Raw genomic sequence first — 25,897 nt, 5'->3', positions numbered from 1 at the left:
GGCGGTAGACATCGCACACTCGGTGGCTCCAAGTCTCTTTATAGGGGAAACATAATGCGGAAACTCGTCCTTGGGATGGCGTTGGCTTCCACAGCTCTCGCCACGCCAGCCATGGCGCGTGACGGTTCGTGGTATATCGAACTCGATTTCGGTCCCATGATCGTCGAAGACAGTGAATTCGATATCGGCACGACGACCAACGGCGCTGCCATTGATCATGAATACGGCGTCGATGGTGGCGGCGCGGTCGGCTACGACTTCGGCGCCTTCCGGCTTGAAGCCGAAGCCAGCTACCGTACGGCCGACAACGACTCCATCGATGCGGGCGTTGCGGTGCCCGTGCTCGGCGGCAACAACCTGACCACCGGCACCTACGACCTCCAGGGCGATGCCAGCGCGCTCTCGTTCATGCTGAACGGTCTTCTCGACTTCGGTCGCGACAATGGTTTCCAGGGCTCGATCGGTGGTGGTGTCGGCGTTTCGCGCGTCGATTACGACGCTAGCCTGAACAGCACCGGCCCGGGCATCTTCGACGATTCCGACACCGCTTTTGCGTGGCAGGTCATCGCGGCGGTACGCGCGCCGCTGACCGACAACTGGGACGTCGGCATCAAGTATCGCTTCCACAACGTCGACGATCTCAAGATGGTCGACCAACTCGGTCGTTCGGTCGAGACGCGCTGGCGTTCGCACAGTGCGATGGGCAGCCTGATCTACAACTTCGGCGGTCCCGTTGCGGCTCCGCCGCCGCCGCCGCCGCCGCCGCCGCCGCCTCCCCCGGGTCCGCCGGCTCCCCCGGCTCCGCCGAGCGCGGTCTGCAACAAGGGCCCGTACATCGTCTTCTTCGAGTGGGACAAGTCCGACATCACGCCGGAAGCTGCCACCATTCTGGACAGCGCGATCAGTGCCTACGCGAATTGCGATCGCGTTCCGATCATGCTCGCGGGCTACACCGACCGTTCGGGTACCGTGCAGTACAACATGGGCCTGTCGGAGCGTCGCAACTCGTCGGTCCGCTCGTACCTGACCGCTCGTGGCATCCCCGACACGGTCATCTCGAGCCAGGCGTTCGGCGAAAGCAACCCGCGCGTTCCGACCGCGGACGGCGTTCGCGAACTTCAGAACCGCCGCGTCGAGATCACTTACGGTCCGGGTTCGGGCATGTAAGCTTCTCTTCGGAGCGAAAGATTTGGGGGTCGGAGAAATCCGGCCCCTTTTTCTTTGTCCGCAAGCGGTGCAAGCTTCGCAGAACAGCTTTCGGGAGGATGCGAACAATGCGAATTTTGACAGGGTGCGCGATTGTGGCCGCCTTCATGATTGGCGGATGCGCAGGAACGAATGTGCCGTCGCGACAGGTCGTCGCAGCAGCAACGATCCTGTCCGCCGAAAACTCCGTTACAGGGAATGCCGTCGTCGCGGTCCAGGACGGGGAGATCGAACTCCAGCTTGAAGGCATGGATCTGCCGCCGGGAGTCCACGGCGTTCACCTTCACACGACAGGTCGTTGCGTGCCTCCCGACTTCTCGAGCGCCGGCGGCCATCTCGATCCATTCGGGCGCAAGCACGGGACTCTCAATCCGCAGGGGCCTCATCTCGGTGATTTGCCCAACCTTACCATCGCCGATAACGGGATGGGTCGTTACGTCGTCCCTCTCCGCGGCTCTTACGCGGACGTCATGGAAAAGATGTTCGACACGGACGGCACAGCCATCGTTATCCACGCACGGGCTGACGACTACCGGACGGATCCCAGCGGCGACAGCGGCGGGCGCATCGGCTGCGGCGTCTTCGCCCGCGTCGGCTGAGCGGCCTCACTCCGAAATGAGGCTTGCATAGTCCTGGCGATCGGTCAGGCCTGCCGCCGCGAAGCCCGCTCTCCGCAAGCGGCAGCTGTCACACAGGCCGCAGGGTTCTCCGGCGGTCGTCGGATCGTAGCACGACCAGCTGACAGATACGTCAAGGCCCAGGCGTTCCGCCTCCGTCGCGATTTCCGCTTTCGACAGGTATTGCAACGGCGTGTGAATATTGAAACCGGGACCGGCCGTCCCGACCTTGGTCGCAAGGTTGGCAACGCCCTCGAATGCCTCGATGAATTCCGGTCGACAATCGGGATAGCCCGAATAGTCCAGCGCGTTTACGCCGATGAGGATGTCTTGTGCGCCGGTCGCTTCGGCCCATCCAAGCGTCAGGGACAGGAATATGAGGTTGCGGGCGGGAACGTACGTTACCGGGATATCGTCGGACAGCCCGCCCTTGGGAACCGAAATCTCATCGGTGAGCGCAGACCCGCCGAAGCGCCGAAGATCGATGGGAAGGACCAGATGCTTGCTCGCACCAAGCATGTCCGCGATTTTACGGGCTGCTTCGAGTTCGACCCTGTGGCGTTGATTGTAGTCGATGGTCAGAGCGTGCAGCGAGTATCCAGCCTCGACAGCGAGGCCGGCACAGACCATCGAGTCCAATCCCCCCGAGAGCAGCACGACCGCAGGTTTTCCGTGGCCCGGCTCAAGCCGTTCCGCCTGTCGCGATGCCTCGCGCTTGCCTCCGGTCATGGCCTGCACGTTCCGACACGTCGCGCCTCGGCATTGAAGACGAAGGGGATGCCGTCGGCAACGCCCTGTCCATCGATCTGGACAAGCCGGGGGGTTTCCTTCCGGACGCTCGTCCGCCCAAAGCCGTTACCCGGGCAAGTGTATTGAACCGTCACCTCGTTCTCGTCGATCCGGGTTGCCACCGTCTTGCAAGCCTGGTCGGGATGGCGGATCCGGACGAAATGCCTGTAAGGATCGCCAAGGCAAACCGACCTGCTGTCGTTCGCGCCACCGCGAATACGGATTTCCCACCTGCCCTTCTGTAATTCTTCCAGACCTTTAAGCCCCTGCGCGCTCGCGGCACCGGTAAGCGAGACTGCAACGACCGGAATGAATACGGCGAGAGAGAACAATTGTCGTTTCACGGCCGGTCCTCGTCGTTCGAGACGCGAACGGAATGGAGATCGCCTAAAGCGAAATCGGGAAGGTCTTCGCGCAGAATTCACAGTCCACTTCTATCACGCCCTCGTCGCTGCGCATATCGGCTCGTTCCGCTTCGGGAAATTTCGACAGAATGGATTCGTAGTAGGCAGCGCTGCACCTGCAGCCGCGCGACAATGCAGCCATCGGCATCACCCTGACTTCGTCCTCTTCGTGGAAGAGCCGCCAGACCAGCTGTTCGAGCGATAGATCGCCCGCGAGCAGCTCGTCGTGCCGGACCGACCCGGCGATGACTGCCACGTGCTCCCACTCGAGCTCGTTTTCCTTCACATGGAGCCGCTCGCCACCCTCCTCGCCTTCCGGATAGTGCTGGACAAGGAGGCCTCCGGCAACACAGCGCTCGCCCCTGGTCCTGACAGCCACCCGCATTAGCGTGGGCAATTGCTCCGATCGTGCGAAGTAGCTCTCGCAAGCCGCAGCCATCGAAGTCCCTTCAAGAGGCACTATCCCCTGATAACGCTCGTCCTTCGCAGCAAGATCGTAAGTGAAGGCCAGATAGCCTTCGCCGAACAGCGTCGAGAGCGACGGATTGGACCCTACCGCCGCGAGCTTCGTCTCGTCGAAACTGACGTATCCGCGCAGTTCCCCGTCGAGATAGTCGCACACCATCAGGTCCACGACACCGCCCTGCGCCTGAGCCTGTAGCGTCAGCTGGCTCTTCTCATGCTTCAGCAGCGACCCCATGACCGCCGTGATGACGAGCGCCTCTGCTAGCAGGTGGCGGATCGCGTCGGGATAGGCATGGGCTGCAAGGATGGTGTCGAGGACCGGCCCGAGCCTGATCGCCCTCCCCCTCGCATTGCGTCCGGGCACTGTGAAACCGAGCACCCGATCGAAGCCGTCATCCTGCACTGCAGTCTCGTCGATACCGCTCACAGCTGGCCCAGCACCCACCTAAGCACCGACTTCTGGGCGTGAAGGCGGTTTTCGGCCTCGTCCCATACTGCGGACTGCGGTCCGTCGATCACGTCGGCGGTCACTTCTTCACCGCGATGCGCGGGCAAGCAGTGCATGAAGACCGCATCGGCCCTTGCCTTACCCATCAGCTCGGCATTTACCTGGTAGGGGGCGAGTGCTTTCATTCGCTCCTCCGCGCCCGACTGCCCCATCGAAACCCAGCAGTCGGTGACAATCACGGACGCATCGGTCGCGGCTTCGACCGGATCGTGCAGGACAGTAACCTCACCGCCGTTTGCGCGCGCACGTTCGACGACCTCCCCCTCGGGTTCATAGCCGGGCGGGACGGCCAGCCTCAGGCGGAATTTCATCAGGCCGGCGGCTTCGATCATAGAATGCGCGACGTTGTTGCCGTCTCCGAGCCATGCCATCTGCAGCCCGGGAAGCGAGATACCTCGCTCCACCAGGGTGAGAAGGTCGGCCACGATCTGGCAAGGATGCGAATGATCGGTCAGTCCGTTGATGACGGGAACGCCCGCTCGATCGGCAAGCTCCTCGATCTTGGCGTGATCGTCGGTCCTGATCATGATGGCATCGACCATTCGGCCGAGGACCTGCGCAGTGTCCGCCACCGTCTCTCCTCGACCGAGTTGCATTCCAGCCGATTCCATGACGATCGATGTGCCGCCCAGCTGCCGCATCGCCATGTCGAAAGACACGCGCGTCCGCGTCGAGTTCTTCTCGAAGATCATCGCAAGAACGCGTCCGGCAAGCGGTGCATCGGGATCGGGGACCCCCTTGGGCAGGTTCGCCCGCGCCGCCTTGCGATCGATTGCGTCGTTGAGCATGGCCGCGATGGCATCGCCGCCCGCATCGCTGAGGTTCAGGAAATGCCGCATCAGGCTGATTCTCCCGGATCGTAGCTGGCAGCGCCGGCCGAAAGCTTCTCCATGAACTCGTCGATATGCTCGTCCTCGATCACCAGGGGCGGCAGCAGCCGCATGGTCGTGTCACCGGCCGCGACCGTAAGCAGCCCGTGATTGTCCCGTAGGTGCGCGACGAAGGGACGCGGCTCGGTCTTCAGCTTGATACCCATCATCAGGCCGCGCCCGCGAATCGAATCGAACAGTTCCGGATAGTTGCCGATGAACTGCTCGAGACGGGACCGAAGTTTGTCACCTTTTGCACGCACGCTCGCTAGGAACTCGTCGTTCGCCACGGCATCGAGCACCGCTCCTGCTGCCGCCATGGCAAGCGGATTGCCGCCGTATGTCGAACCGTGAGTGCCGAGGCCCATGCCCCGAGCGGCCTTCTCGGTGGCGAGGCAGGCGCCAAGCGGGAAACCGCCGCCGATTCCCTTTGCCGTGGCCATGATGTCCGGCTCGACCCCGTACTGTTCGTAGGCATAAAGAGACCCGGTTCGCGCGACGCCGCACTGGACTTCGTCGAATACAAGCATCAGATCGTTGTCGTCGGCCAGCTTGCGAAGACCTTGCAGGAAAGTCTCCGATGCAGAACGAATTCCCCCTTCGCCCTGGATCGGTTCCACCAGAAAGCCCGCCGTATTCGGGCCCATCGCGGCTTCAGCGCCCGCAAAATCGTCGAAATCGACATAACGGAAACCGGCGAGCAATGGCATGAAGCCCTTGTGCATCTTGTCCTGGTTCGAGGCACTGATCGTCGCCATCGTCCGGCCGTGGAATGCATTGTTGAAAGTGATGAGCTCGAACTTCTGCTCGTCGCCGGCATGCTGGTGGTAGGCGCGGGCCGTCTTGATCGCACACTCCACCGCCTCGGCACCGGAGTTCGTGAAGAACACCGTATCCGCGAAGGTCAGCGAGACGAGCCTTTGCGCGATTTTCTCGCCCTGCGGACTGCCATACAGGTTCGACACGTGCATCAATTCGGCGGCCTGCTTCTGTATGGCTCCGATCAGACCCTGATGCGAATGTCCGAGGAGGTTGACCGCGATCCCGCTGGCGAAATCCAGGTAACGTTCGCCTTTCTCATCGATCAGATGACAGTTGTCCCCTCGCACGGGCCGCACGTCGCACCGGGGATAAACGGGCATGAGCGGGCTGATCGACATTACACTGACCTTTCACGATACCTTTGAAGTGTTCGCTCCCGGATTCGGGAAACGACAAAAGGCGGCTTGCCCGGATTCGGGCCGCCGCCTTGGTCGTGAGATTTAGGCACTTGCGCAGACAAGGTCAACGCAAGTGCATGTCCCGAAGCTCAGCAGGGAACCAGATTCACCGCCGAATACTTTCCGCGCCTGTCGACTTCGATATCGAATTCGACCCGGTCGCCTTCGTTGAGGCCCGAAAGACCCGAACGCTCGACTGCCGAGATATGCACGAATGCGTCGGGCTGGCCGTCATCGCGGGTGATGAAGCCGAAGCCCTTCATCGTGTTGAAGAACTTGACCGTCCCGGTCGCCTTCTCGCCGGTAAGCTGACGCTGCGGGCTCTCGCGCTTCTGGACGGGAATCACGTCGCCGACGACCTGAAGGTCGCTTGCCGAGATCTTGCCGCCACGATCGACGAGCGAGAATTCCAGTTCCTGGCCCTCTGCAAGGCCTTCGAGGCCGGCACGCTCGACGGCGCTGATGTGTACGAACACATCCTCGCCACCTTCGTCGCGCTGGATGAAGCCGAAGCCCTTGTTCGTATTGAAGAACTTTACAGTGCCACGACCCTGGCCGACGACCTGTGCGGGCATTCCGCCACGCGGCCCACCTCCGCCGCCGCCGCCGCGAAAGCCCCCACGCGGGGCTCCGCCGCCGCCGCCGCCGCCGCCGCCGAAGCGGTCCTCGGCGAAGCGATCGCCTCCGCGGTCGCCTCCGAATCGATCATTTCCTCCGAAACGATCCTGTCCGGCATAGAAAGGATCGAAACCCTCTTCTCCGATACCATCCCGCTTGTCGCGTCCCCGGCCACGACGCCCTCTGTCAAAACCCATCTTCTCGAATAAACCTTCGCTTCGCCCCCAGAAAAGCTAACCGTCGGCCGCGCGGACGAATCGGGCCGAACGTCAGGACAGGTCGCCCGGCATGGCAGCCGTACCCCATCCTGCGGCAAGGTTCTTACACGAATTCGCTTGCGATGGCGAACATAAATGCTTGTCTGAAAAGAGTTGCCGCTTGCAAGAACTCACTCGCAATGGCGAGAGGGCGCAAGGGATCGTCCCGAAGTGTATTCGGGCAACCCTATGAAGGAGGTATCGCCATGTTCCGAAAGCTTTCCGAATCAGTCTACGCCAGTCCGCAAATCACTGTCGAGGACATCGAGCGCGCCAGGGAGCTCGGGGTCACGACGATCGTGAACAACCGGCCTGATGGTGAAAGCGACGACCAGACGCCGGGTGAAGCGATCGAGAAAGCCGCGAATGAGGCAGGAATGAAGTACGTGGCCATTCCCGTGACCCATTCGGGCTTTTCCGACTGGCAGGTGAAGGCAATGTCCGATGCGCTCGCCAATGCCGAAGGCCCCGTACTCGCCTATTGCCGCTCGGGCACCCGATCGACGCTGCTCTGGTCGCTGGCCAAGGCGAGCGCCGGTGCGGACGTAGATGACCTGAAAGCGCGCGCCGTAGCTGCGGGTTACGATCTGACGCCGGTGCAACCGCTACTCGACATGCTGTCGTCCGGTAACGACTAGTGCCTGCCTGCCACCGGCACAGTCCCGACGCATCGCAGACGAAAAAAGGGGCCGGAGCATTGCGCTCCGGCCCTTTCGAGTTGCTGTTCGCAGGAGGAACAACGGGTGGCGGGGTGGGTGGGAGGAGAGGAGGATTCCCACCCCGCCAAGCTTGGTGGATGTCAGGTCTGGACGAACTCGGGATAGGCTTCGATGCCCGTTTCCGAATGGTCCAGGCCGGCCAGTTCCTCGGCTTCGGTCGGGCGCAGGCCCATCACCGCCTTGAGGATCAGCCAGACGATGCCGGAGGCCACGCAGACCCAGACACCCGTGGCGACAACGCCCACGAACTGACCCAGGAAGTTGGCATCGCCGTTGGTAAGCGGCACGGCCATCGTGCCCCAGATACCGGCGAAAAGGTGGACCGGGATCGCACCGACAACGTCGTCGATCTTCAGCTTGTCGAGCAGCGGGACCGTGTAGACCACGATGACACCACCGATCGCGCCGATGATCACCGCCATGCCGACATTCGGCGTGAGCGGCTCGGCCGTGATCGAGACGAGGCCGGCCAGGGCTCCGTTGAGCGCCATGGTGACGTCAGCCTTGCCGTAGCGGATCTGGGTCAGGATGATCGCCACCACAACGCCCGCGCAGGCCGCCATGTTGGTGTTGACGAAGATTTTCGACACGTCCGAAACGTCGCCGACGGTCCCCATCGCAAGCTGCGATGCGCCGTTGAAGCCGAACCAGCCCAGCCACAGGATGAAGGTGCCAAGAGTTGCGAGCGGAATGTTCGTGCCCGGGAACACGGCGACCTTGCCATCCACGAAACGGCCGAGACGGGGACCGAGGATGATTGCACCGATCAACGCGGCCCAGCCACCCGTCGAGTGGACGAGCGTGGAGCCGGCGAAGTCGGAGAAGCCGAACTGGGCATCAAGGAAGCCGCCGCCCCATTCCCAGCTCACCACGACCGGGTAGATGATGCCGGTCAGGACGGTGACGAAGATGAAGAACGGAACGATCTTGATGCGTTCGGCCAGCGTGCCCGAAACGATCGAGGCCGTAGTAGCGCAGAAGACCATCTGGAAGAACCAGTCGGATGCCACCGAATAGCCCGTTTCGGTATCGGCCGCGCCGACTTCCTGCATCGGGTACCAGCCGGTGAAGCCGCCGATGAAGCCATTGAAGTCGCCCGGATAGGCGATGTTGTAGCCGATGATCCAGAACATCAGGCCGGCGATCGAATAGAGGCCGATGTTCTTGAGGCATTGCACCGAAGTGTTCTTGGCGCGGACCAGGCCGGCCTCGAGCATGGCGAAGCCTGCGGCCATCCACATGACTAGGAAGCCGCCGATCAGGAACAGTAGCGTGTTCAGGATGTAGGCAGTGCCGCCTCCGACGGCGACGGCAGCAGCCGCTTCATCGGTTCCCTGCTGGGCAAATGCCGGCTCGGCCAGCGCAAGAGTGGCTACGCCGAGCGCACCCCACTTGAGTAAATTGCGGTTCATTTGGAGTCCCCCCATTCTCACAGAGCCGTGTCGCCGGCCTCGCCGGTGCGGATGCGCACGGCGGAAGCAAGGTCGAGCACGAAGATCTTTCCGTCGCCGATGGCTTCGGTGCTGGCGGTTTGCTGGATGGTTTCGACCACTTGCGCGGCAAGGCCGTCCGGCGCCGCAACCTCGATCTTCACCTTGGGCAGCATGTTCGTGGAGTATTCCGCTCCGCGATAGATTTCGGTTTGCCCCTTCTGCCGTCCGAACCCCTTGACTTCGGAAACGGTCATTCCCGAAACGCCAATCGCGCCAAGCGCTTCCCGAACCTCGTCGAGCTTGAACGGCTTGATGATGGCGATGATGAACTTCATGCCTATCCCCTGTTAGCCACCGGCCCAGCGCCGGCTGGACTAACGAAGCAAGGGATATGCCAATTTACGGATTGGTAAGATTCAGCCGATCTGCAAGACAAGCCTTTCGCTGTTGCAGCATCAGATCGCCCGATTCCTGTGCAGCTGCCTAAATATTGGGCAGCATCAGGCGGGCTAGAATGGGCAGATGATCCGACCCTTGCGCGGATAACGCGCTGTGATGGGCTTTGGTTTCAACGGTACGCCATTCCGGTGAAAGAATTATGCGGTCGAGGTGCGCGACCGGCCTGCGCGATGGAAAACTGGCGCCCGGAGCCAGTATGCGCCAGCCCTGCCCGAATTCCCTCAGGCATCCGCCGCGGCGCGCCCATTCGTTGAGATCGCCCATGAGGACCGTCGGGCACTCCGGTTCGCATCCGCCGATATGATCGAGCACGCTGCGAACCTGATGACGGCGGCGCAGGCCCGACAGGTCGAGATGCATTCCTATGACGCGGAAGCGCCTTTCCCCGCTGGCGAGATCGGCGCGGATCGCGCCGCGCGGCTCCAGCGTGGGCAAGGGCACGCGATGCGCCGACAGGATGTCGATGTTGCGCCGCACCAGCAAAGCGTTTCCGTGCCACCCGATGCTGTCGGGACGCATCGAGAGGGGTACGGGCTTGTACGGTGAATGATCGTATATCGCAGCAAGAGGCAGAACCGTCTCGCGCTTCCCGAAACGCCGGTCCGCTTCCTGCAGCGCCACCACGTCCGCGTCTATTTCGCGAAGGACCGTAAGGATGCGGTCCGGGTCGCGCCTGCGGTCGAGACCAACGGCCTTGTGGATGTTGTAGCTGGCGACAGTGAGTTGCACGAGTTTCTAACTAGGGCGCGACGCCCGGGTTGCGCAATCCGGCTGCAGCCCGCAGACTCATCGCTCCTTCGTCGCGCTGAAGGTCAGGTCGGGGTTCTTCTCCTGCTGATAGCCGACATCCCATGCCGACCTCGCCATGAAGACGAGGTCGCCATCCCGGTCGCGCGCGAGGTTTCCCTTGTTGAAGTTTTCGAACTCGTCGAGCGACTTGTCCGGCCCTTTCAGCCACCGGGCGGTGTCGAACGGCGCGGGTTCGAGCATTGCCTCGACCTTGTACTCTGCCTCGAGCCGCGAGACGAGTACGTCGAGCTGGAGCTGCCCGACGACGCCGACGATCCATTGCGCGCCGATTTCCGGGTAGAACACCTGGATAACGCCCTCCTCCGACAAGTCGTCGAGCGCCTTGCGCAGCTGCTTGGTCTTGGTGGGGTCCTTCAGGACGACTCGTCGCAGGATTTCCGGGGCGAAGTTCGGAAGGCCGGTAAAACGGATGTCGTTCTTCTCCGACAGGCTGTCCCCGACCCGCAGCGTGCCGTGGTTCGGGATTCCGATGATGTCGCCAGGCTCGGCGCTGTCGGCGATCTCGCGGTCCTGCGCGAAGAACATGATCGGCGAATGGACGGCGATGGGCTTGCCCAGACCTGACGGTGTCAGCTTCATGCCCCGCTTAAAGGTGCCCGAGACCAGCCGCATGAAGGCGATGCGGTCGCGATGCTGCGGGTCCATGTTGGCCTGGACCTTGAAGATGAATCCGCTGACCTCGTCACGGCCCGGCTGGATTTCGCCGCCGTCCGCCGGCTGCGGGCGGGGTGGCGGGGCGAACCGCGTCAGCGCGTCGATCAGTTCGACCACTCCGAAGTTCTTGAGCGCCGAGCCGAAGTAGACTGGCGTCATGTCCCCGCCGCGATAGGCCTCGACGTCGAATTCGGGATAGCCAGCCTGCGCCAGCTCCATTTCCTCTGCGAATTCCCCCGGTATCTCGGGGTTTTCGTCGACCTTGCCGAGGAACTCGCGGCTCCCGCCCTCGGGACGGCTCACCGCTCCGGTAGCGAAATCGAGCACTCCTTCGAACAGGCCGCCCATGCCGACCGGCCAGCTCATCGGCACGACGTCGAGCGCGAGCGCATCGGCCACTTCGTCGAGCAGGTCGAAACCGGGCCGTCCCTCGCGATCGACCTTGTTGACGAAGGTTATGATCGGCACCGATCGCATTCGGCACACTTCGAACAGCTTTCGGGTCTGAGGCTCGATCCCCTTCGCCGCATCGATCACCATCACCGCCGAATCGACCGCGGTAAGCGTCCGGTAGGTATCCTCGGAGAAGTCTTCGTGCCCGGGCGTGTCGAGCAGGTTGAAGGTGATGCCACCGCGCTCGAAGGTCATCACCGAGCTGGTTACCGAGATTCCGCGTTGCTGCTCGATCTTCATCCAGTCGGAACGCGCGCGCCGCGCCTGCCCGCGCGCCTTTACCTCGCCCGCAAGGTGGATCGCACCGCCTTGCAGCAGCAGTTTCTCGGTCAGCGTGGTCTTGCCCGCGTCCGGGTGCGAGATGATCGCGAAAGTTCGGCGTTCTGAAGACATCCGCGGCCCTTAGGGTCGCAAGGCGCGGCCCGCAACGGTCGACGTTCGCGGGTCAGCCGCGCAGCGTCGCGCCAAGCTTGCCGGCCGCCGCCGTGATCCGTCCGGCAATCGCCTTCAGGTCTTCGTCGCGATAGCTGGCCTCGCCTGGCTGAAGCGTGACTTCGACCGCCAGCGACTTCCCGTCGTCGGGGACCCCGGCGCCGCGGAAATCGTCGAACAGGCGAACCGAGACGATATTCGCCTTGTCGGCGCCGCGCACCGCCTTCAGGAGATCGCCGGCCGGGAGGTCACGCGGCACGAGGAAAGCGAAGTCGCGCGTCACCGACTGGAGCGACGACGGCGCGTAGGGCGCACGCGCGAACGTCTCGCGGCCCTTCTTCGCCGGAATCGAATCGAGGTAGATCTCCGCGACCGCCACGGGCACTTCGATGTCGAAAGCGCGCAGCATCGTCGGGTGCAGCATGCCGAAACGGGCAAGTACGTTCTTCGGCCCAAGGCGGAGTGTCGCCGACTGGCCGGGGTGAAACTGCGGCCCGGCCTCGCCCATTACCTGGAGGTTGGCGACAGGCGCGCCCGCCTCGCCGAGAATCGCGAGCGCCTCGGCCTTGGCGTCGAACGCGTCGTAAGCGACCGCCTTGCCCGTCGCCCAGCCTCGTGCCTGCCTTTCCCCGGCGAGCACGACTGCCAGCGTCGGCCTCTCGTCGCTCGCACCCTCTTCGCCACGCAAGTAGCGGCGGCCCACCTCGAACAGGCGAAGCCCGTTTGCACCGCGGTCGAGGTTTCGTCTCGCCGCCGAGAGCAGGCCGGGCACGAGCGAGGGGCGCATCGCTTTCATGTCCTCGCTGATCGGGTTGGCCAGAATCCAGAGCGCGTTCTGTTCGTCCGCGAACGCCGTTGCTTCGCTTTCCGGGAGGAACGACCACGTCACCGCCTCGTGCATGCCCCGCGCGGCAGCCGCACGGCGCACGCGGCGCTCCAGCTTCTGCTGCGGCGTCGCGGTCGGTAGCGCGACGCCATCGGCACGCGGAAGAGCGACGCTTTCTACCTTGTCCAGTCCGTGGATACGGATCACTTCCTCGACGATGTCGGCGGCGCCGTCGATATCGGGGCGCCATCCGGGAACCGTCACGGCCCAGGCCTGCTCCAGTTCCGCCGTTTCTCCAACCGCTTCGAAGCCGAGAATGCCGAGGATACGCTTCTGCTCGACCTCCGGCACCGCAATCCCGCCAAGCGTTTCGGCCATGACGGGCCGATAATGCACGATTCGAGGCTGGCTGGGCGGGGCGCCTGCGCGGACGAGTTCGGATACCTCGCCCCCGCAGATCGTGCGAATAAGCTGCGTCAGGAGGTCGATGCCCGTCTCCAGGAATGCGGGATCGACCCCGCGCTCGAACCGCTGGCGCGCGTCGGAAGTCAGATTGAGCTTGCGGCCCGTCGACGCGATTTTTTCCGGATCGAAATAAGCGATCTCGAGCAGGACATCGGTGGTATTCTCGTCGCAGCCGGAATGCTCGCCGCCCATGATGCCGCCGATGTCGTGAGGACCCTCATCGTCGGCAATGACCGTCATCGAGGAATCTAGCGTATATTCCTTTTCGTTCAGCGCCAGCACCTGTTCCCCGTCGCGGGCCTTGCGGGCGACCATTGCGCCGGACAGCCTGGCAAGGTCATAGGCATGCGCCGGACGACCGTAGGCGAGCATGAGGTAGTTGGTGATGTCCACCAGCGCCGAAATCGGTCTCTGACCCGCGCTTTTAAGGCGCTCCTGCATCCAGTCGGGCGACGGCCCATTGCTCACGCCGCGGATGACGCGCCCGAAGAATGCCGGGCACCCGTGCGGGTCGTCGGTGCGGATCTCGATCGGGCAGGGGAAGGTTCCCGGCTGGCTTTCGACGACGATCGGCTTGAGAGCGCCAAGGCCAGCCGCCGCAAGGTCCCGGGCAATGCCGTAGACGCCCATGCAATCGGGCCGGTTCGGGGTGATCGCGACGTCGAGCACCGGTTCGCTGCCTCGATAATCGGCAAAGCTCGAGCCGACGGGAGCATCTTCGGGCAATTCGATGATGCCATCGTGCTCTTCGCCCAGCTCGAGTTCGCGCACCGAGCACATCATGCCGTTCGATTCGACACCCCGGATCGACGACTTGCGCAGTTCCATCCCGTTCGCGGGAACGACCGCGCCGGGAAGGCCGAGAACGCCGAGCATGCCGGCACGTGCGTTCGGCGCGCCGCAGACGACCTGAAGCGGCTGCCCGTCGCCGGCATCGACCGAAAGGACATGAAGCTTGTCGGCATCGGGGTGCGGTTCGGCGGTCAGAACCTTCGCGACGCGAAAGCCCGCAAGCTTCTGCGCCGGGTCCTCTATCGCTTCGACCTCGATGCCGATGGCATTGAGCGTATCGGCAATCTCCTCGACAGAGGCTGTCGTCTCGAGGTGGTCCCTGAGCCAGGCTAGCGAGAATTTCATGATTTCCCCTCCCGCTCAGGCCGGCGTTCCGACGCCGCCCGACAGGGTCGGGACGTCGAGAGCCGAGAAGCCGTAATGCGAAAGCCAGCGCTCGTCGCCGTCGAAGAACGCACGCAGATCGTCCATGCCGTACTTGAGCATGGCGAGGCGATCGACGCCGGTGCCGAAGGCAAAGCCCTGCCACTGGTCGGGATCGAGCCCGCCGAACTCGATCACCCGGCGGTTGACCATGCCCGAGCCAAGCACTTCCATCCAGCCGCCATCGGGCACATTGCCGCCGCCGCCCACGACGCGCTTGCCGTCGATCACCGTGTAGCCGACATCGACTTCGACCGAAGGCTCGGTGAACGGAAAGTAGCTCGGGCGGAGGCGGAGGACGATGTCGTCTCGCTCGAAGAAGGCCTTGAGGAAGGTTTCGAGCGTCCATTTGAGGTGCCCGAGGTGGATACCCTTGTCGATCACCAGCCCTTCGACCTGGTGGAACATGGGCGTGTGGGTCGCGTCGCTGTCGGAGCGATAGACACGGCCCGGCGCGATGACACGCAGCGGGGCACCCTGCTCGATCATCGATCGTATCTGCACCGGCGAGGTATGCGTGCGAAGCAGCATTTCGCGGCCTTCGGCACCCTTGTCCGCGAAATAGAAGGTATCGTGCATCGCGCGCGCCGGATGGCTTTCGGGCATGTTGAGCGCGGTGAAGTTGTGCCAGTCGTCCTCGATCTCGGGCCCCGTGGCGACGGCAAAGCCCATGTCGGCGAAGATCTCGGCGAGCTCGTCCATCACCTGGCTGACAGGATGCACCGAACCGATTGTCGCCTCGGGAGCAGGAAGCGTGAGATCGATCTTTTCCGAGGCAAGCCGCGCCTCGAGCACAGCGTTTTCCAGCGCCGACTTTCGCGCGGCGATGGCGTCGGTCACGCTCTGGCGAAGGCCGTGGATCTTGGGTCCTTCCGCCTGCCGCTCATCTGGCGTCATCTTGCCAAGAGTCTTGAGGAGCAGCGAGATCGAACCCTGCTTGCCAAGAAATTCGATGCGCAGCGCCTCGACCGCGTCCAGGTCCGCCGCTTCGGCAATGCGCAGGAGCGCATCCCGCCCGGTTGCAGTGTAGTCCACTTGGTAAAGTCCGCCTGCTGCTTCGATTTCTTTGCTGTCGGCGGCGGTCCTTAGGGGGCAAAAGCGAGAATCGCAATCATGCCGCCCCGCAGTCGGGAGAGCTGTCGTCCGCTCCTTCGCGACGGCGCGCATTGTGAAGCGCGCGTGCGCGGGTGACAGGCTCGACGATCGGCTTTTCGAGCGCGGCGTACTGCCCCGGGGTCATGTCCATGAAATGGCGGAAGTCGCGAACGAATTGCGGCTGGTCGTGATAGGAAAGGTCCATCGCGTCGGTCCAGCTGAGCGTCGGGTCGAGCGTAGCGTCCGTAAGGCTGCGCAGGAAGCGCTGTCGCCTCAGGATCGTCTTGGGCGAGAAGCCGAAGGCCCGGTTGCAGATGCGCTCGATCGTTCGCTGGCTCACGCCCGCCGCCTCGGCGACTTCCCAGACCGATGTCGTTTCGGGATCCGTCATCGCCTTCTGCATCGCGATGATGCGATCCTCATCGATATCGGGTTCGCTCTCGCCGCTGCGGAAATGCGCCAGTATGCGCTCGTATTCGGCATCCAGGTCGGGTTCGCCCTGAAACAGGGAATTGGCGAGCTGAGCAAGGCGTGCGAAGGCGACGTTGCGGTGCCCGTCGATCAGGCGATTGGCGAAGCTGACCGCCGGCTCCCTGACGTAGCGAGCCCAGCCCGCCGGCAGCAGGCGCACACCCCACTGCCGCGTCGCCCCGATCGTGAAGTTTATCTCGCGCGAATGCGGCCCGGTGACGGGAAAGTTCGTCCCCGCCACGATCGTGCGGTCGCGACCGCGTGCCACGGGCAGGGAGCCCGAATGGAATCGAAGCGTCGCCCATTCCGGCACAAGATAGTCGGCGACGAATTCACCATCGGGCATTGCCACTTCGATGAAAAAAATCGTGCTGAAATAAGGACGTAGGTCGGGTGGCGGCGTATAGTACCGTATCTCGACTTCGCAAGACGAGTTCACGCGCGACCCTTGTTTTCCCAGATACTGGTGCGCGCCTAAGTACAGATGGTTGCAATTGCAAGAAAAAGGGCGCGAGCGGCAATCCCGCTCGCGCCCTTTCGAATGGCATTCCTGCGATCCTTCGCGTCAGCCGAGGGCCTTTTTCGCCTGCTCGATGACCGAGGAAAAGACCTGGCCCTCATTCATGGCGAGGTCGGCCATCGTCTTGCGATCGAGTTCGATGCCGGCAAGCTTCGCGCCGTGGATGAACTGCGAGTAGGTCAGGCCTTCGGCACGGACCGCCGCATTGATGCGCTGGATCCAGAGCGCACGGAAGTTGCGCTTCTTGATCTTGCGATCGCGGTACGCGTACTGGCCGGCCTTTTCGACGGCCTGACGGGCTACTCGAATGGTGTTCTTGCGGCGGCCGCGATAGCCCTTGGCCTGATCGAGAAGCCGCTTGTGCTTGGTGCGGGTGGTTACACCGCGTTTGATGCGTGGCATGTCAGCAATACTCCTGCAAAATCAGTTGAGGCCGTAGGGCGCCCATTTCTTGATCGTCTTCGCGTCCTGGTCGGCAATGACCTTGGTGCCGCGATTCTGGCGGATGTACTTGCTGTTGTGGCTGATCAGGCGGTGCCGCTTGCCAACCACGCCATGCTTGACCTTGCCGGTGGCGGTGATCTTGAAGCGCTTCTTCACACCGCTCTTCGTCTTGAGCTTGGGCATTTTCGTCTCCTTGTTCGAGACACGCCGGACCGGCCCTGGCAGCCCTTTCAAGCCAGACCGGTCGAGAAATCCGTGTCGATGAAGGGCGCGCCTTTAGAGGTAATGCGGCAGGAAGGCAAGCGTTTGCGGGCAACCTGCTACTTCAGGCGAAGGCAGCCAGTCCGTGCTGTGCCAGCCAGCCGAGAAAGTCTCCGCCAGAAATCCGGCGAGAGCCGCGCGGCATCGGTCCCCGCCAGAGGTAGGTCTGCGCGAACGTTCGCGATCCATTGCCCTGGACTACCTGTACCGGGCGACGGTGGTAGAATGCACCTTCGTAACGGTCGAGATGGCGAAGATCCTCCGGGGTCAAGGCCAGTTCGCAGCAGCAGCCGCGCACCCGCCCGGTTCCTCTCAGGAGCGCCGGATACCAACCGCTGCCCGCCGGTATCGCCCGCAAGCTTCCGGCGCATGTTCCCGGCGAGGAGCCGGTCAGCCGGTCCCCCACCCATGCCGCCATCGGCGTATCCGCTCCTGCCAGCAACGTTCCGTAGAAAAAGAAACGGCGTGTCACGGGGCGCTTCGCCTTCAATGGTGGCAGGCCAGTGCTTCCACCACATCCTCTAGCCGCGCCGGATCGCCGAGCGCCAGCACGTGACCGTCCGATTCGGCGTGAAGCGGTTCGCCCGACCAGTCGCTCATCGTGCCTCCGGCGCCTTCGACAACAGGGACCAGCGCCGCCCAGTCGTGGAGCTTCAGGCCCGCCTCGCACACGAGGTCGACGTGTCCGGATGCAAGCATCGCATAATTATAGCAGTCGCCGCCCATGACCATGCGCTTGTGATCGGTGCGGGCCGCAAGCGCCATGAAATGCCCGCCGTCGTGCTCGTCGAAATAATGCGGCCCGGTCGTGGCAAGCGTCGCCGATGCCAGCTCGCGGCAGCGGCGGGTTTGCGCCGGCTTGCCATTGAACAGCGTCTGCCTTCCGCTGGCGCCGGTCCACCTCTCGCCGAGGATAGGCTGATCGATCACGCCGAGCACCGGCCAGCCGTCCATGAGCAGCGCGATAAGCGTTCCGAAGATCGGGCGGCCGGCAAGGAACGCGGTCGTCCCGTCAATCGGGTCGAGCACCCAGGTCCGTCCGCTCGATCCTGCCTCGCTGCCGAATTCCTCGCCGACGATGCCGTCGCGCGGCACTTCTGCGGAAAGTATGCGACGCATTTCTTCCTCGGCTGCGCGGTCGGCAAGCGATACGGGCGTGGCATCGCCTTTGCGCTCGGTCTCCACCGCAGTCCGGAAATACCGACGGATCGCCTGTCCGGCAGCTTCGGCAAGCCGGTGGGCGAGCAGGATGTCGTTGTCGAGATTCATCGTCGGAGTTGATACGCCCCTGCCGGGAGGGTCAAGCGGCCTTCGCAACCGGAAGCGCTTGTCCGACGCTCAATCGAAAAGGCTCGAGACCGAGCTTTCGTCGGCGATTCGGCGAATCGCTTCGCCGATCAGCGGGGCGATGGTGAGGATGCGGATTTTCTCGCTGTCGATGGCGGCGTCGGTGGGAAGGATCGAATCGGTGATGACCAGTTCCTTCAGCGCCGACTTGTCGACCCGAGCCACTGCGCCACCCGACAGCACGCCGTGGCTGATGTAGGCAGTCACGCTGGCCGCGCCTTCATCGAGCAGCGCCTGCGCCGCATTGCACAGCGTTCCGCCCGAATCGATGATGTCGTCGATCAGGATGCACGCGCGGTTCTGGACGTCGCCAATGATGTTCATGACTTCGGACTGGCCCGGACGGTCGCGGCGCTTGTCGACAATGGCGAGCGGCGCGTTGTCGAGCCGCTTGGCCAGCGCCCGGGCGCGCACCACGCCCCCGACATCGGGAGAAACCACCATCAGGTCCTGCTCGCCGTAGCGCGCCTGGATATCCGCCGCCATCACCGGCGCGGCGTAGAGGTTGTCGGTCGGGATATCGAAGAAGCCCTGGATCTGGCCTGCGTGCAGGTCGACCGAGAGCATGCGATTCGCTCCCGCCTCGGTGATGAGGTTGGCGACCAGCTTGGCCGAGATCGGCGTACGCGGCCCGGGCTTCCTGTCCTGCCGAGCATAACCGAAATAGGGGACGACCGCCGTGATCCGTCGCGCCGAAGCGCGGCGCAGCGCATCGATGCAGATGAGCAGCTCCATCAGGTTGTCGTTGGCCGGAAAGCTTGTCGGCTGGACGACGAAGACGTCCTCCCCGCGCACGTTCTCATGGATTTCGACGAAGACTTCCTCGTCGGCGAATCGCCGCACGCTGGCATCGGTCAGCGGCAGTTCGAGGTAGCCTGCGATCGCCCGTGCGAGCGGCAGGTTGCTGTTGCCGGCCAAGATCTTCATCTGCGGTGCCCTTCCCCGAACGCGCCTGTCGCGCCCGGCTCTAAACAAGCGTCATTGTATTGCAATACGCCACCGGCTCGTCGTCCACGGAGGATCGGAGAGCAGGCGGGGCGGCGCTTACTTGCGATGCTCGCCTCGAACCCAGCGCACCGTGCCCGAAGAAGCGCGCATGACCACGCTCTCGGTCGTCATCTTGCCGCTCTTGAGGTTTTTCACGCCCTGCAGCAGTGAACCGCTGGTGACACCCGTCGCCGCAAAGATGCAATCGCCCCGCGCCAGGTCTTCCAGCTTGTAGATGCGGTTGAGGTCCTCGATGCCCCACTTGGCCGCGCGCGCGCGCTCGTCGTCGTTGCGGAACAGCAGGCGGCCCTGGAACTGTCCGCCGACGCAGCGCAGGGCGGCGGCGGCAAGGACGCCTTCCGGTGCGCCGCCGGAACCCATGTACATGTCGATCGTGGTTTCCTCGTTGGTCGTCGCGATCACGCCGGCGACGTCGCCATCGGGAATGAGCTGGATGCCGCAGCCGATCGCGCGCAGTTCGGCGATCAGGTCGGCGTGGCGCGGGCGGTCGAGCACGCACACGATGATCTCGTTCGGCTGCACGCCTTTAGCAGCGGCCAACGCCTCGACGTTTTCGGTCGCCGATTTGGAAAGGTCGATGACGTCTTCGGGATACCCAGGCCCAATGGCCAGCTTGTCCATGTAGACGTCGGGAGCGTTGAGCAGGCAGCCTTCCTCCGCGGCAGCCAGGACCGCCAACGCATTTGGTCCGGCCTTCGCCGTGATGGTGGTGCCTTCGAGAGGGTCGAGCGCAATGTCGATCTTGGGCCCCTTGCCCGGCGCCCCGCCGACCTTCTCCCCGATGTAGAGCATCGGAGCCTCGTCGCGCTCGCCCTCGCCGATAACGACGGTTCCGTCCATGTAAAGCTCGTCGAACGCCGTCCGCATCGCCTCGACCGCGGCAGCATCGGCAGCCTTCTCGTCGCCCCTGCCGATGAGCTTCGATGCGGCGATCGCCGCGGCCTCGGTCACGCGGACCATCTCGAGGACAAGGACCCGGTCGAGGACCTTGCTGGCGGAAATCGTGCTATCGGACATGTTCACTCCGGATTCAGCCGGGGGCGGGAGGGTGCGGACGGGACGCTTAGACAGGGGGAAGGTAATTGTCGAGAAGCACTGCCCCCTTGTTGTTGGCGCTCGCCATGATCGTATCCGATGCCCCGGCCCTTGCTGACGGTAAGGAGGCACCGGATGCTTCCGATTCGCGTATTGCGCGGGGACTCCTGAGCACTCCGGCGGTAACGTCGGAAAGGCAGCGGGCGAAAAATTGCGGGAAGCCGGGAAGTGACGGCGAGATCGTCGTCTGCGCGCAGGACGACTCGCAATTTCGCGCACTGTCCTCTGCCGAGGCCGATCCGAAATCTCCGCAAGCGCTCGACGACGGGCGGCTCCATGCACCGGACTTCAGCGGCGGATCGTGCGAGGGCGAGTTCGGCTGCATCACCGGCGGGTGGGCACCGCCGCCGGTCTACATGATCGACTTGAAGGCCATTCCCGAACCGCCGCCGGGATCGGATGCCGACAAGGTCGCCAAGGGCCAGATGCGCGCGCGGTGAACCGGGCTACTTGCCGACGATGGTCATGACGAGCGGCGGCTGGGCCAGGCTGTCGGATCCATCGAGCAGTTCGAGAGCGCGGGTCACCGCCGATTCGGGGCCCTCGTGCGTCACCATCGCCAGCAGCACCTCGCCGCCGGCCTCGGCCCGGCCCTTCTGGATCAGGCTCTCGATCGAGACGTCGGCATCGCGCATCGCCGCCGTGATCTCGGCCAGGACGCCCGGCTTGTCGGGTACGATGAAGCGGATGTAATTGCGACCGCGGCGATGCCCTGACTGAGCACGCGGCATCTCTTCCAGTTCGGAGACCGGCATCGAGAAGGTCGCGCCCTTCTCTCCTCGGGCGATATCTATGATGTCTGCCACCACGGCACTCGCCGTCGGACCGTCGCCTGCGCCCGCGCCCTGGAAGAGCAGACGTCCCATGAAGTTGCCTTCCGCGACGACAGCATTGGTCGCCCCGTCGACGTGGGCCAGAGGATGGTCGACCGGCACGAGGTGCGGCTGGACGCGCTGGAACAGGCGGCAGGAACCGTCCGCCGATTCCAGCTCCGCCATCCCGATCAGCCGGATGACGAAGCCGAGCGCCGCCGCCTGCGCAATGTCGGCTGCAAGAATCCGCGAAATGCCCGCGGTGTCGACCGACGCGAAGTCGAGCCGCGCGCCGAAGCCGATGGATGCAAGGATCGCCAGCTTGTGCGCGGCATCGACGCCCTCGATGTCGAAGGTCGGGTCGGCCTCCGCGTACCCGAGCATCTGCGCTTCGGAGAGCACGTCGGCGAAGTCGCGGCCGGTATCCTCCATCGTCGAGAGGATGTAATTGCAGGTGCCGTTGAGAATTCCGTAGACGCGATCGATCGCGTTCGCCGCCGCGCCCTCGCTCAGTCCCTTGATGACGGGGATGCCGCCCGCGACCGCAGCCTCGAACTTGAGCGCGACGCCCGCATCCTCTGCCCGCCGGGCAAGCTCGAGGCCGTGGTGGGCGACCATCGCCTTGTTGGCGGTGACGAGCGCCTTGCCCCCGGCAATGGTGTTGCGCGCCAGTGTCAGGGCAGGCCCGTCCGAACCCCCGACAAGCTCGACGACGACATCGACATCCCCCCGGCTGGCCATCGAGGTGAGGTCGTCTTCCCAGGCATAGGGCGAAAGGTCGACGCCCCGGTCTTTCGAGCGGTCACGGGCGCTGACCGAGGTGATCGCGATCGGCCGGCCCGCGCGGCGCGCGATCAGCTCGGCATTCGTCTCGATCAGGCGGATGACGCCGGTGCCTACGGTTCCGAGTCCCGCAAGCGCGATCCTGAGCGGTTCTGCCATGATATCCCCTTTCGCGCCGCGCCTTAGCCAATCGGAAGCACAAAACGCCAGAGGCTTGTGCAGAAAGCCCTGCTATGACCGGTTGCGGCGGCAGGTTCCGAGTTCGCCCAGCACCATGCGGTAATCGGCCTCGGCCTGTCGCCGCGCGGTCGCGGTCTCCGAAAGGTTGGCATCGCGCGGCAAGCTGTTCGGCAGATTGCAGGCGAGCCGGTACCATGCGAGCGAGCCTTCGCGAGGCGGGTTTCCGACGTCCGCCAGAAGTTCGGAGAACGATGCACCCCACTGCGGCGGCCGCCCCGGCTCGTGACGAACGGTTATCGAGGCAGCCGAATCGTCAGCCGTATCGAGAAATATCTGGGTCTCGCCCTGGCCGCGCAGGGTGCCCGGCACATGGATCAGTTCCCGCACCCCCGTCACTTCGGCCGGGGCATCGGGGGCGATGGTCTGCGAAAGGACCGGGCGCAGGCGCCCTTCAAGCTCGGGCGTCCAGGGAAGCTGCGCGTCGGGCGCGACGAGTTGCAATTCGCCCGGACGGCCGCGTACCGGTCGAGCGAACAGGACGACGTCGCGCTTTTTCAGGTCGGGAGGATCGTTGCGCGCGTCGAGCGGCAGGTCGACGAGATAGACGAGCGATTCGCCCACGGGCACGCTGCCGGTCAGCAGCGACTGCGTTCGCGCCTTGACGTAATAGCGCCCCCAGCCCGGCCGCAGACCGGGAGCGCGCTCCCGCTCGACCGGCGCCAGCTTGCGCACCTGCGCCCGGACGACGAGCTCGGCCTTGTCCGAAAGGTCGGCAAGGTCCGCGAACGTCGGCGCGACGCGTCCGCCGGCAGGTTCGGTCGCTGCGGGCTGCGCCGCTGCCGAGGCGCTAAAGACTGGTGAAATTGCCAGCAGCGCTATACCTGCCGCGGCCTTAATGGGGGTCATGATGGTCGGCGTCTCCGGATGCTTTTTCGTCGTTTTCCTACCCAACGCGGGGAAGCTTGACGGGTTTCGCAGTCCATTGGACATTAACCGGGCTGAATCGTTTGTTAACCCGGGAGCGTGGCGATAAGGCGTTGCGTGGCTTGGCCTTCACGGTTAAAGCTGCCGCAAAACGGGGCCGTTTTGCGAGAAGAGCCCCGCGGTTTGCCTTGTCAGGCATGCGCCCGACCGGCGGACCGTCATAAAGTCCGTCAGGGTGGTTTGTTAAAGTTTGCCTTGGGCGAACAATCTGTTCGCTCCGGGCAGTCCGGGGATTTGTCCGGAACGTAGTAATGGAGTGATGCAACTGAATGGCCTACGCTGACCAATCGATGAGCGGTAACAAGCTTACCGCGTTGATCATCGTTGCCGTGATCCATATTCTGCTCGGATATGTCCTTGTTACCGGTCTTGCCTACGACGCGGCGAAGAAGGTTATCAAGCGCGTGACGACGGTTGATATCGAGGAGGAGGTAAAGAAGGAGGAAGAACCTCCGCCACCGCCCGAGAAGAAGGAGGATATCGCGCCGCCGCCGCCAGTCGCGCCGCCGGTGCAAATCGACGTCTCGACGACGCCTCCCCAGATCACGACGACCGTGACGCCGCCTCCCCCGGCGCCGCCCGTCCTTTCGATTCCGAAGGCGCCCGTCGCGCCGCCGCCGCCGCCGCCTCCACCGCCGCCGCCGCCGCCCAAGCCGGCGACGCCGCGCAACAACCCGAGCACGTGGGCGACGCCGAACGACTATCCGTCGCGCGCGCTTCGCGAAGAGCGCGAGGGAACGACCGGCTTCCGCGTCTCGATCTCGCCCGATGGTCGCGTCGCGAGCTGCTCGATTACGTCGTCCAGCGGTCATTCGGACCTCGACGACGCGACCTGCAAGAACGTGACTCGCCGCGCGCGCTTCGAGAGGCCTAGCGACGGTTACGGCAATTCCTATTCAAGCCGTGTCCGCTGGGAGATCCCGGAATAGCTTTTCGTACGGGTCGGGCCCGCCGCGCGCGGGCGGCCGCACTTTTGACTGCCTTTTCATTCTGAGAGGACTTATCGCATGCTTATCGTAGACATCCTTGCTGCTGCCGGCGAAGCGGCACCGCAGAACAAATTCGGTTTCTGGGAAGCCATGGAACAGGGCGGCGCAGTCGCCTGGTTCACATTCATCACGCTGGCGATCATGTCGTTCGGTTCGTTCTACATTCTTTTCACCAAGTGGTTCGAGCAGGCGAAGGTCATGCGCCAGTATCGCGACGTGCGCGCGAGCTTCTGGAAAGCCAACTCGCTCAAAGAAGGCGCTACAAAGCTCGACAAGAACAGCGCATGGCGCCAGATCGTCGACGATGGCATCATGGCCGACGAACAGGCCTCGAAGATGACCGACTCGACCGAGGCCCATGATTGGCTGCACGGATCGCTCGCGCGTTCGGAAGCAACCATCAATGCCCGGCTGGCCGGTGGCCTGCCGTTCCTCGCCACCGTCGGCGCGACCGCTCCGTTCGTCGGGCTGTTCGGCACCGTCGTCGGCATCTACCGCGCGCTCATCAACATCGGTCTCGCCGGTTCGGCTTCGATCGACAAGGTCGCGGGCCCGGTCGGCGAAGCGCTGATCATGACCGCTCTCGGCCTCCTCGTGGCGGTTCCCGCGGTTCTTGCCTACAACTACCTCCAGTCGCGCAACAAGCGGATCGCCGAGATGCTGACCGGCTTCTCGACCGATGTTCTTGCCAACATCAGCTCGCGTGGCGCGGTTCGCCCGACCTACCAGGTCCCCGGCGCAAAGCCTGCGACGGCCACCAAGCCTGCCGCTACGACCGCAGCGAAGCCGGCTGCTGCGACGACGACCACGACGACCACGAAGTCTTGATATGAGCCCTGCGGAGAACAACGAAGTTCCCCGGTCAGGCAATCGAGGGAAGGGGCGGCGGATTGCGGCATGCGAATTCGCCGCCACCCTCCCAAGAAATATAAAGAGTAGGATTGAGCTATGGCGGTAGCGGTTGGCGGGGGTGCCGAAACCCCGATGTCCGACATCAACACCACGCCTCTCGTGGACGTGATGCTGGTTCTCCTGATCATCTTCCTGATTGCGGTTCCCGTCGCGATCCAGACGATCGAGAAACTGCGCATCCCCATCCTCGAGTCCGTGGAATCGAAGGACAAGGTCGAAAACCTTCTCCTGACGGTGACCACGACAGACGACGCGGGCCGCAGTGCCGGCGACCCGGGGTACGAAGGCGCGAGCCGCAGTGGCCAGTGCCGCGTGTACTTCAACAACATCACGCCGGTAAACTCGGAAGAACTGCGCGATCAGGCCTTCAAGCGCCTCGACGCCATCGTGAAGCGCGAAGGCGGTCCCGAAGCTCTGAAGGAAAACCCGGACGCGATCCCGCAGGTGCATATCCGCGGCGACGTGGCCGCCCCCTGGCGCTGCATTGCCGGTGCTATCTACAACGTGCAGATCTCGGGCTATCCGACCGTGGGCTTCATTTCGAACCCCGTCGATCCGAACGGCTGATCGGCACTGG

At 63.8% G+C, this 25,897-nt stretch carries 28 protein-coding genes; 7 read left to right on the top strand and 21 right to left on the bottom strand.

What is annotated here, in order from left to right; translation table 11 throughout:
• Positions 1 to 54 precede the first annotated feature (54 nt).
• Together FHS75_RS05000 and FHS75_RS04995 are read left to right on the top strand one after the other, a co-directional pair.
• On the top strand, positions 55 to 1,167 hold the full coding sequence (locus tag FHS75_RS05000; RefSeq protein ID WP_179406647.1) for an OmpA family protein: 1,113 nt from the start codon (positions 55 to 57) through the stop codon (positions 1,165 to 1,167).
• Between the two features lie 173 nt (positions 1,168 to 1,340).
• Positions 1,341 to 1,805 carry a superoxide dismutase family protein gene (locus FHS75_RS04995; protein WP_229735652.1) on the top strand — a complete coding sequence of 155 codons (465 nt, stop codon included), beginning with the start codon at positions 1,341 to 1,343 and terminating at the stop codon, positions 1,803 to 1,805.
• A gap of 6 nt (positions 1,806 to 1,811) precedes the next feature.
• On the opposite strand, the gene queC is transcribed toward FHS75_RS04995, so the two are convergent.
• From queC to FHS75_RS18070, 6 genes are all read right to left on the bottom strand, one after another.
• Positions 1,812 to 2,552, bottom strand: a complete 741-nt coding sequence (gene queC / locus FHS75_RS04990; RefSeq protein WP_179406646.1) for a 7-cyano-7-deazaguanine synthase QueC — start codon at positions 2,550 to 2,552, stop codon at positions 1,812 to 1,814.
• The gene (locus tag FHS75_RS04985) at positions 2,549 to 2,956 is read right to left on the bottom strand and encodes a DUF3617 domain-containing protein (protein ID WP_229735653.1); all 408 of its coding nucleotides are present in this window, start codon (positions 2,954 to 2,956) and stop codon (positions 2,549 to 2,551) included. Before FHS75_RS04985 ends, queC begins: the two co-directional genes overlap by 4 nt.
• A 43-nt stretch (positions 2,957 to 2,999) precedes the next feature.
• Positions 3,000 to 3,908, bottom strand: a complete 909-nt coding sequence (hslO, locus tag FHS75_RS04980; RefSeq protein ID WP_373285038.1) for an Hsp33 family molecular chaperone HslO — start codon at positions 3,906 to 3,908, stop codon at positions 3,000 to 3,002.
• Positions 3,905 to 4,831 (bottom strand): ornithine carbamoyltransferase, encoded by a 927-nt coding sequence (gene argF, locus FHS75_RS04975; RefSeq protein ID WP_179407373.1) that lies wholly within the window; start codon positions 4,829 to 4,831, stop codon positions 3,905 to 3,907. The genes hslO and argF overlap by 4 nt, the downstream gene beginning before the upstream one ends.
• The gene (locus FHS75_RS04970; protein ID WP_179406645.1) at positions 4,828 to 6,018 is read right to left on the bottom strand and encodes an aspartate aminotransferase family protein; all 1,191 of its coding nucleotides are present in this window, start codon (positions 6,016 to 6,018) and stop codon (positions 4,828 to 4,830) included. Before FHS75_RS04970 ends, argF begins: the two co-directional genes overlap by 4 nt.
• A 149-nt stretch (positions 6,019 to 6,167) precedes the next feature.
• On the bottom strand, positions 6,168 to 6,893 hold the full coding sequence (locus tag FHS75_RS18070) for a cold-shock protein (RefSeq protein WP_179406644.1): 726 nt from the start codon (positions 6,891 to 6,893) through the stop codon (positions 6,168 to 6,170).
• A 266-nt stretch (positions 6,894 to 7,159) separates the two neighbouring features.
• Here FHS75_RS18070 and FHS75_RS04960 point away from each other — a divergent pair, with 266 nt between their 5' ends.
• Entirely contained in the window at positions 7,160 to 7,591 is a 432-nt protein-coding gene (locus FHS75_RS04960) for a protein tyrosine phosphatase family protein (protein ID WP_179406643.1), read from the top strand.
• A 161-nt stretch (positions 7,592 to 7,752) separates the two neighbouring features.
• On the opposite strand, the gene FHS75_RS04955 is transcribed toward FHS75_RS04960, so the two are convergent.
• The 13 genes from FHS75_RS04955 to glpX all read right to left on the bottom strand — a co-directional run bounded on the left by FHS75_RS04955 (position 7,753) and on the right by glpX (position 20,582).
• Positions 7,753 to 9,084 carry an ammonium transporter gene (locus FHS75_RS04955; protein ID WP_179406642.1) on the bottom strand — a complete coding sequence of 444 codons (1,332 nt, stop codon included), beginning with the start codon at positions 9,082 to 9,084 and terminating at the stop codon, positions 7,753 to 7,755.
• Between the two features lie 17 nt (positions 9,085 to 9,101).
• Entirely contained in the window at positions 9,102 to 9,440 is a 339-nt protein-coding gene (locus FHS75_RS04950) for a P-II family nitrogen regulator (protein ID WP_179406641.1), read from the bottom strand.
• Between the two features lie 148 nt (positions 9,441 to 9,588).
• Positions 9,589 to 10,293, bottom strand: a complete 705-nt coding sequence (locus FHS75_RS04945; protein ID WP_179406640.1) for an endonuclease/exonuclease/phosphatase family protein — start codon at positions 10,291 to 10,293, stop codon at positions 9,589 to 9,591.
• A gap of 57 nt (positions 10,294 to 10,350) precedes the next feature.
• Positions 10,351 to 11,874: a peptide chain release factor 3 gene (locus FHS75_RS04940; RefSeq protein WP_179406639.1), complete on the bottom strand. Its 1,524-nt coding sequence runs from the start codon at positions 11,872 to 11,874 to the stop codon at positions 10,351 to 10,353.
• 52 nt (positions 11,875 to 11,926) lie between these two features.
• Positions 11,927 to 14,341, bottom strand: coding sequence for a phenylalanine--tRNA ligase subunit beta (pheT, locus tag FHS75_RS04935; protein WP_179406638.1), 2,415 nt, complete (start codon positions 14,339 to 14,341; stop codon positions 11,927 to 11,929).
• A gap of 15 nt (positions 14,342 to 14,356) precedes the next feature.
• Complete coding sequence (gene pheS / locus FHS75_RS04930; protein ID WP_179406637.1) at positions 14,357 to 15,454, bottom strand: phenylalanine--tRNA ligase subunit alpha; 1,098 nt, start codon at positions 15,452 to 15,454, stop codon at positions 14,357 to 14,359.
• A gap of 76 nt (positions 15,455 to 15,530) precedes the next feature.
• A complete protein-coding gene (locus tag FHS75_RS04925; RefSeq protein WP_179406636.1) occupies positions 15,531 to 16,331 on the bottom strand; it encodes a helix-turn-helix domain-containing protein in 801 nt (266 codons plus the stop codon).
• Between the two features lie 219 nt (positions 16,332 to 16,550).
• Complete coding sequence (gene rplT / locus FHS75_RS04920; protein ID WP_179406635.1) at positions 16,551 to 16,907, bottom strand: 50S ribosomal protein L20; 357 nt, start codon at positions 16,905 to 16,907, stop codon at positions 16,551 to 16,553.
• 21 nt (positions 16,908 to 16,928) lie between these two features.
• Complete coding sequence (rpmI, locus tag FHS75_RS04915; protein WP_179406634.1) at positions 16,929 to 17,132, bottom strand: 50S ribosomal protein L35; 204 nt, start codon at positions 17,130 to 17,132, stop codon at positions 16,929 to 16,931.
• A gap of 142 nt (positions 17,133 to 17,274) precedes the next feature.
• Positions 17,275 to 17,682 carry a gamma-glutamylcyclotransferase family protein gene (locus FHS75_RS04910; protein ID WP_179406633.1) on the bottom strand — a complete coding sequence of 136 codons (408 nt, stop codon included), beginning with the start codon at positions 17,680 to 17,682 and terminating at the stop codon, positions 17,275 to 17,277.
• Positions 17,683 to 17,696: 14 nt separating this feature from the next.
• Positions 17,697 to 18,479, bottom strand: coding sequence for a histidinol-phosphatase (gene hisN / locus FHS75_RS04905; RefSeq protein WP_179406632.1), 783 nt, complete (start codon positions 18,477 to 18,479; stop codon positions 17,697 to 17,699).
• Positions 18,480 to 18,548: 69 nt separating this feature from the next.
• On the bottom strand, positions 18,549 to 19,484 hold the full coding sequence (locus FHS75_RS04900) for a ribose-phosphate pyrophosphokinase (protein ID WP_179406631.1): 936 nt from the start codon (positions 19,482 to 19,484) through the stop codon (positions 18,549 to 18,551).
• Between the two features lie 117 nt (positions 19,485 to 19,601).
• Positions 19,602 to 20,582, bottom strand: a complete 981-nt coding sequence (gene glpX / locus FHS75_RS04895; RefSeq protein ID WP_179406630.1) for a class II fructose-bisphosphatase — start codon at positions 20,580 to 20,582, stop codon at positions 19,602 to 19,604.
• Positions 20,583 to 20,686: 104 nt separating this feature from the next.
• On the opposite strand from glpX, the gene FHS75_RS04890 reads away from it, so the two are divergent.
• Positions 20,687 to 21,100, top strand: a complete 414-nt coding sequence (locus FHS75_RS04890; RefSeq protein WP_179406629.1) for a hypothetical protein — start codon at positions 20,687 to 20,689, stop codon at positions 21,098 to 21,100.
• 6 nt (positions 21,101 to 21,106) lie between these two features.
• Here FHS75_RS04890 and FHS75_RS04885 read toward each other — a convergent pair whose 3' ends face one another.
• Complete coding sequence (locus FHS75_RS04885; protein WP_179406628.1) at positions 21,107 to 22,414, bottom strand: homoserine dehydrogenase; 1,308 nt, start codon at positions 22,412 to 22,414, stop codon at positions 21,107 to 21,109.
• A 72-nt stretch (positions 22,415 to 22,486) separates the two neighbouring features.
• Positions 22,487 to 23,341: a hypothetical protein gene (locus tag FHS75_RS04880; RefSeq protein ID WP_179406627.1), complete on the bottom strand. Its 855-nt coding sequence runs from the start codon at positions 23,339 to 23,341 to the stop codon at positions 22,487 to 22,489.
• Positions 23,342 to 23,688: 347 nt separating this feature from the next.
• Between FHS75_RS04880 and FHS75_RS04875 the strand changes: the two genes are divergently transcribed.
• The 3 genes from FHS75_RS04875 (at position 23,689) to FHS75_RS04865 (ending at position 25,887) form a co-directional block, all read left to right on the top strand.
• Positions 23,689 to 24,348, top strand: coding sequence for an energy transducer TonB (locus FHS75_RS04875; protein ID WP_179406626.1), 660 nt, complete (start codon positions 23,689 to 23,691; stop codon positions 24,346 to 24,348).
• 78 nt (positions 24,349 to 24,426) lie between these two features.
• Entirely contained in the window at positions 24,427 to 25,236 is an 810-nt protein-coding gene (locus tag FHS75_RS04870; protein ID WP_179406625.1) for a MotA/TolQ/ExbB proton channel family protein, read from the top strand.
• Positions 25,237 to 25,356: 120 nt separating this feature from the next.
• Positions 25,357 to 25,887, top strand: coding sequence for an ExbD/TolR family protein (locus FHS75_RS04865; protein ID WP_179406624.1), 531 nt, complete (start codon positions 25,357 to 25,359; stop codon positions 25,885 to 25,887).
• The last annotated feature ends 10 nt before the right edge of the window (positions 25,888 to 25,897 follow it).

Source organism: Novosphingobium marinum (assembly GCF_013408095.1).
Lineage (GTDB): Bacteria > Pseudomonadota > Alphaproteobacteria > Sphingomonadales > Sphingomonadaceae > Novosphingobium > Novosphingobium marinum.
Note: the sequence above shows the minus strand (reverse complement) of the source record. Positions and strands in the feature narration are given on the sequence as shown.

What these genes read in the sequence shown, in the direction of transcription:
- FHS75_RS05000 (WP_179406647.1), top strand. Translation starts at nt 55, where the DNA reads ATGCGGAAACTCGTCCTTGGGATGGCGTTGGCTTCCACAGCTCTCGCC.
- queC (WP_179406646.1), bottom strand. Translation starts at nt 2,552, where the DNA reads ATGACCGGAGGCAAGCGCGAGGCATCGCGACAGGCGGAACGGCTTGAG.
- FHS75_RS04970 (WP_179406645.1), bottom strand. Translation starts at nt 6,018, where the DNA reads ATGTCGATCAGCCCGCTCATGCCCGTTTATCCCCGGTGCGACGTGCGG.
- FHS75_RS18070 (WP_179406644.1), bottom strand. Translation starts at nt 6,893, where the DNA reads ATGGGTTTTGACAGAGGGCGTCGTGGCCGGGGACGCGACAAGCGGGAT.
- FHS75_RS04960 (WP_179406643.1), top strand. Translation starts at nt 7,160, where the DNA reads ATGTTCCGAAAGCTTTCCGAATCAGTCTACGCCAGTCCGCAAATCACT.
- FHS75_RS04955 (WP_179406642.1), bottom strand. Translation starts at nt 9,084, where the DNA reads ATGAACCGCAATTTACTCAAGTGGGGTGCGCTCGGCGTAGCCACTCTT.
- FHS75_RS04950 (WP_179406641.1), bottom strand. Translation starts at nt 9,440, where the DNA reads ATGAAGTTCATCATCGCCATCATCAAGCCGTTCAAGCTCGACGAGGTT.
- FHS75_RS04940 (WP_179406639.1), bottom strand. Translation starts at nt 11,874, where the DNA reads ATGTCTTCAGAACGCCGAACTTTCGCGATCATCTCGCACCCGGACGCG.
- pheT (WP_179406638.1), bottom strand. Translation starts at nt 14,341, where the DNA reads ATGAAATTCTCGCTAGCCTGGCTCAGGGACCACCTCGAGACGACAGCC.
- FHS75_RS04925 (WP_179406636.1), bottom strand. Translation starts at nt 16,331, where the DNA reads ATGCCCGATGGTGAATTCGTCGCCGACTATCTTGTGCCGGAATGGGCG.
- rplT (WP_179406635.1), bottom strand. Translation starts at nt 16,907, where the DNA reads ATGCCACGCATCAAACGCGGTGTAACCACCCGCACCAAGCACAAGCGG.
- rpmI (WP_179406634.1), bottom strand. Translation starts at nt 17,132, where the DNA reads ATGCCCAAGCTCAAGACGAAGAGCGGTGTGAAGAAGCGCTTCAAGATC.
- hisN (WP_179406632.1), bottom strand. Translation starts at nt 18,479, where the DNA reads ATGAATCTCGACAACGACATCCTGCTCGCCCACCGGCTTGCCGAAGCT.
- FHS75_RS04900 (WP_179406631.1), bottom strand. Translation starts at nt 19,484, where the DNA reads ATGAAGATCTTGGCCGGCAACAGCAACCTGCCGCTCGCACGGGCGATC.
- glpX (WP_179406630.1), bottom strand. Translation starts at nt 20,582, where the DNA reads ATGTCCGATAGCACGATTTCCGCCAGCAAGGTCCTCGACCGGGTCCTT.
- FHS75_RS04890 (WP_179406629.1), top strand. Translation starts at nt 20,687, where the DNA reads ATGATCGTATCCGATGCCCCGGCCCTTGCTGACGGTAAGGAGGCACCG.
- FHS75_RS04885 (WP_179406628.1), bottom strand. Translation starts at nt 22,414, where the DNA reads ATGGCAGAACCGCTCAGGATCGCGCTTGCGGGACTCGGAACCGTAGGC.
- FHS75_RS04880 (WP_179406627.1), bottom strand. Translation starts at nt 23,341, where the DNA reads ATGACCCCCATTAAGGCCGCGGCAGGTATAGCGCTGCTGGCAATTTCA.
- FHS75_RS04875 (WP_179406626.1), top strand. Translation starts at nt 23,689, where the DNA reads ATGGCCTACGCTGACCAATCGATGAGCGGTAACAAGCTTACCGCGTTG.
- FHS75_RS04870 (WP_179406625.1), top strand. Translation starts at nt 24,427, where the DNA reads ATGCTTATCGTAGACATCCTTGCTGCTGCCGGCGAAGCGGCACCGCAG.
- FHS75_RS04865 (WP_179406624.1), top strand. Translation starts at nt 25,357, where the DNA reads ATGGCGGTAGCGGTTGGCGGGGGTGCCGAAACCCCGATGTCCGACATC.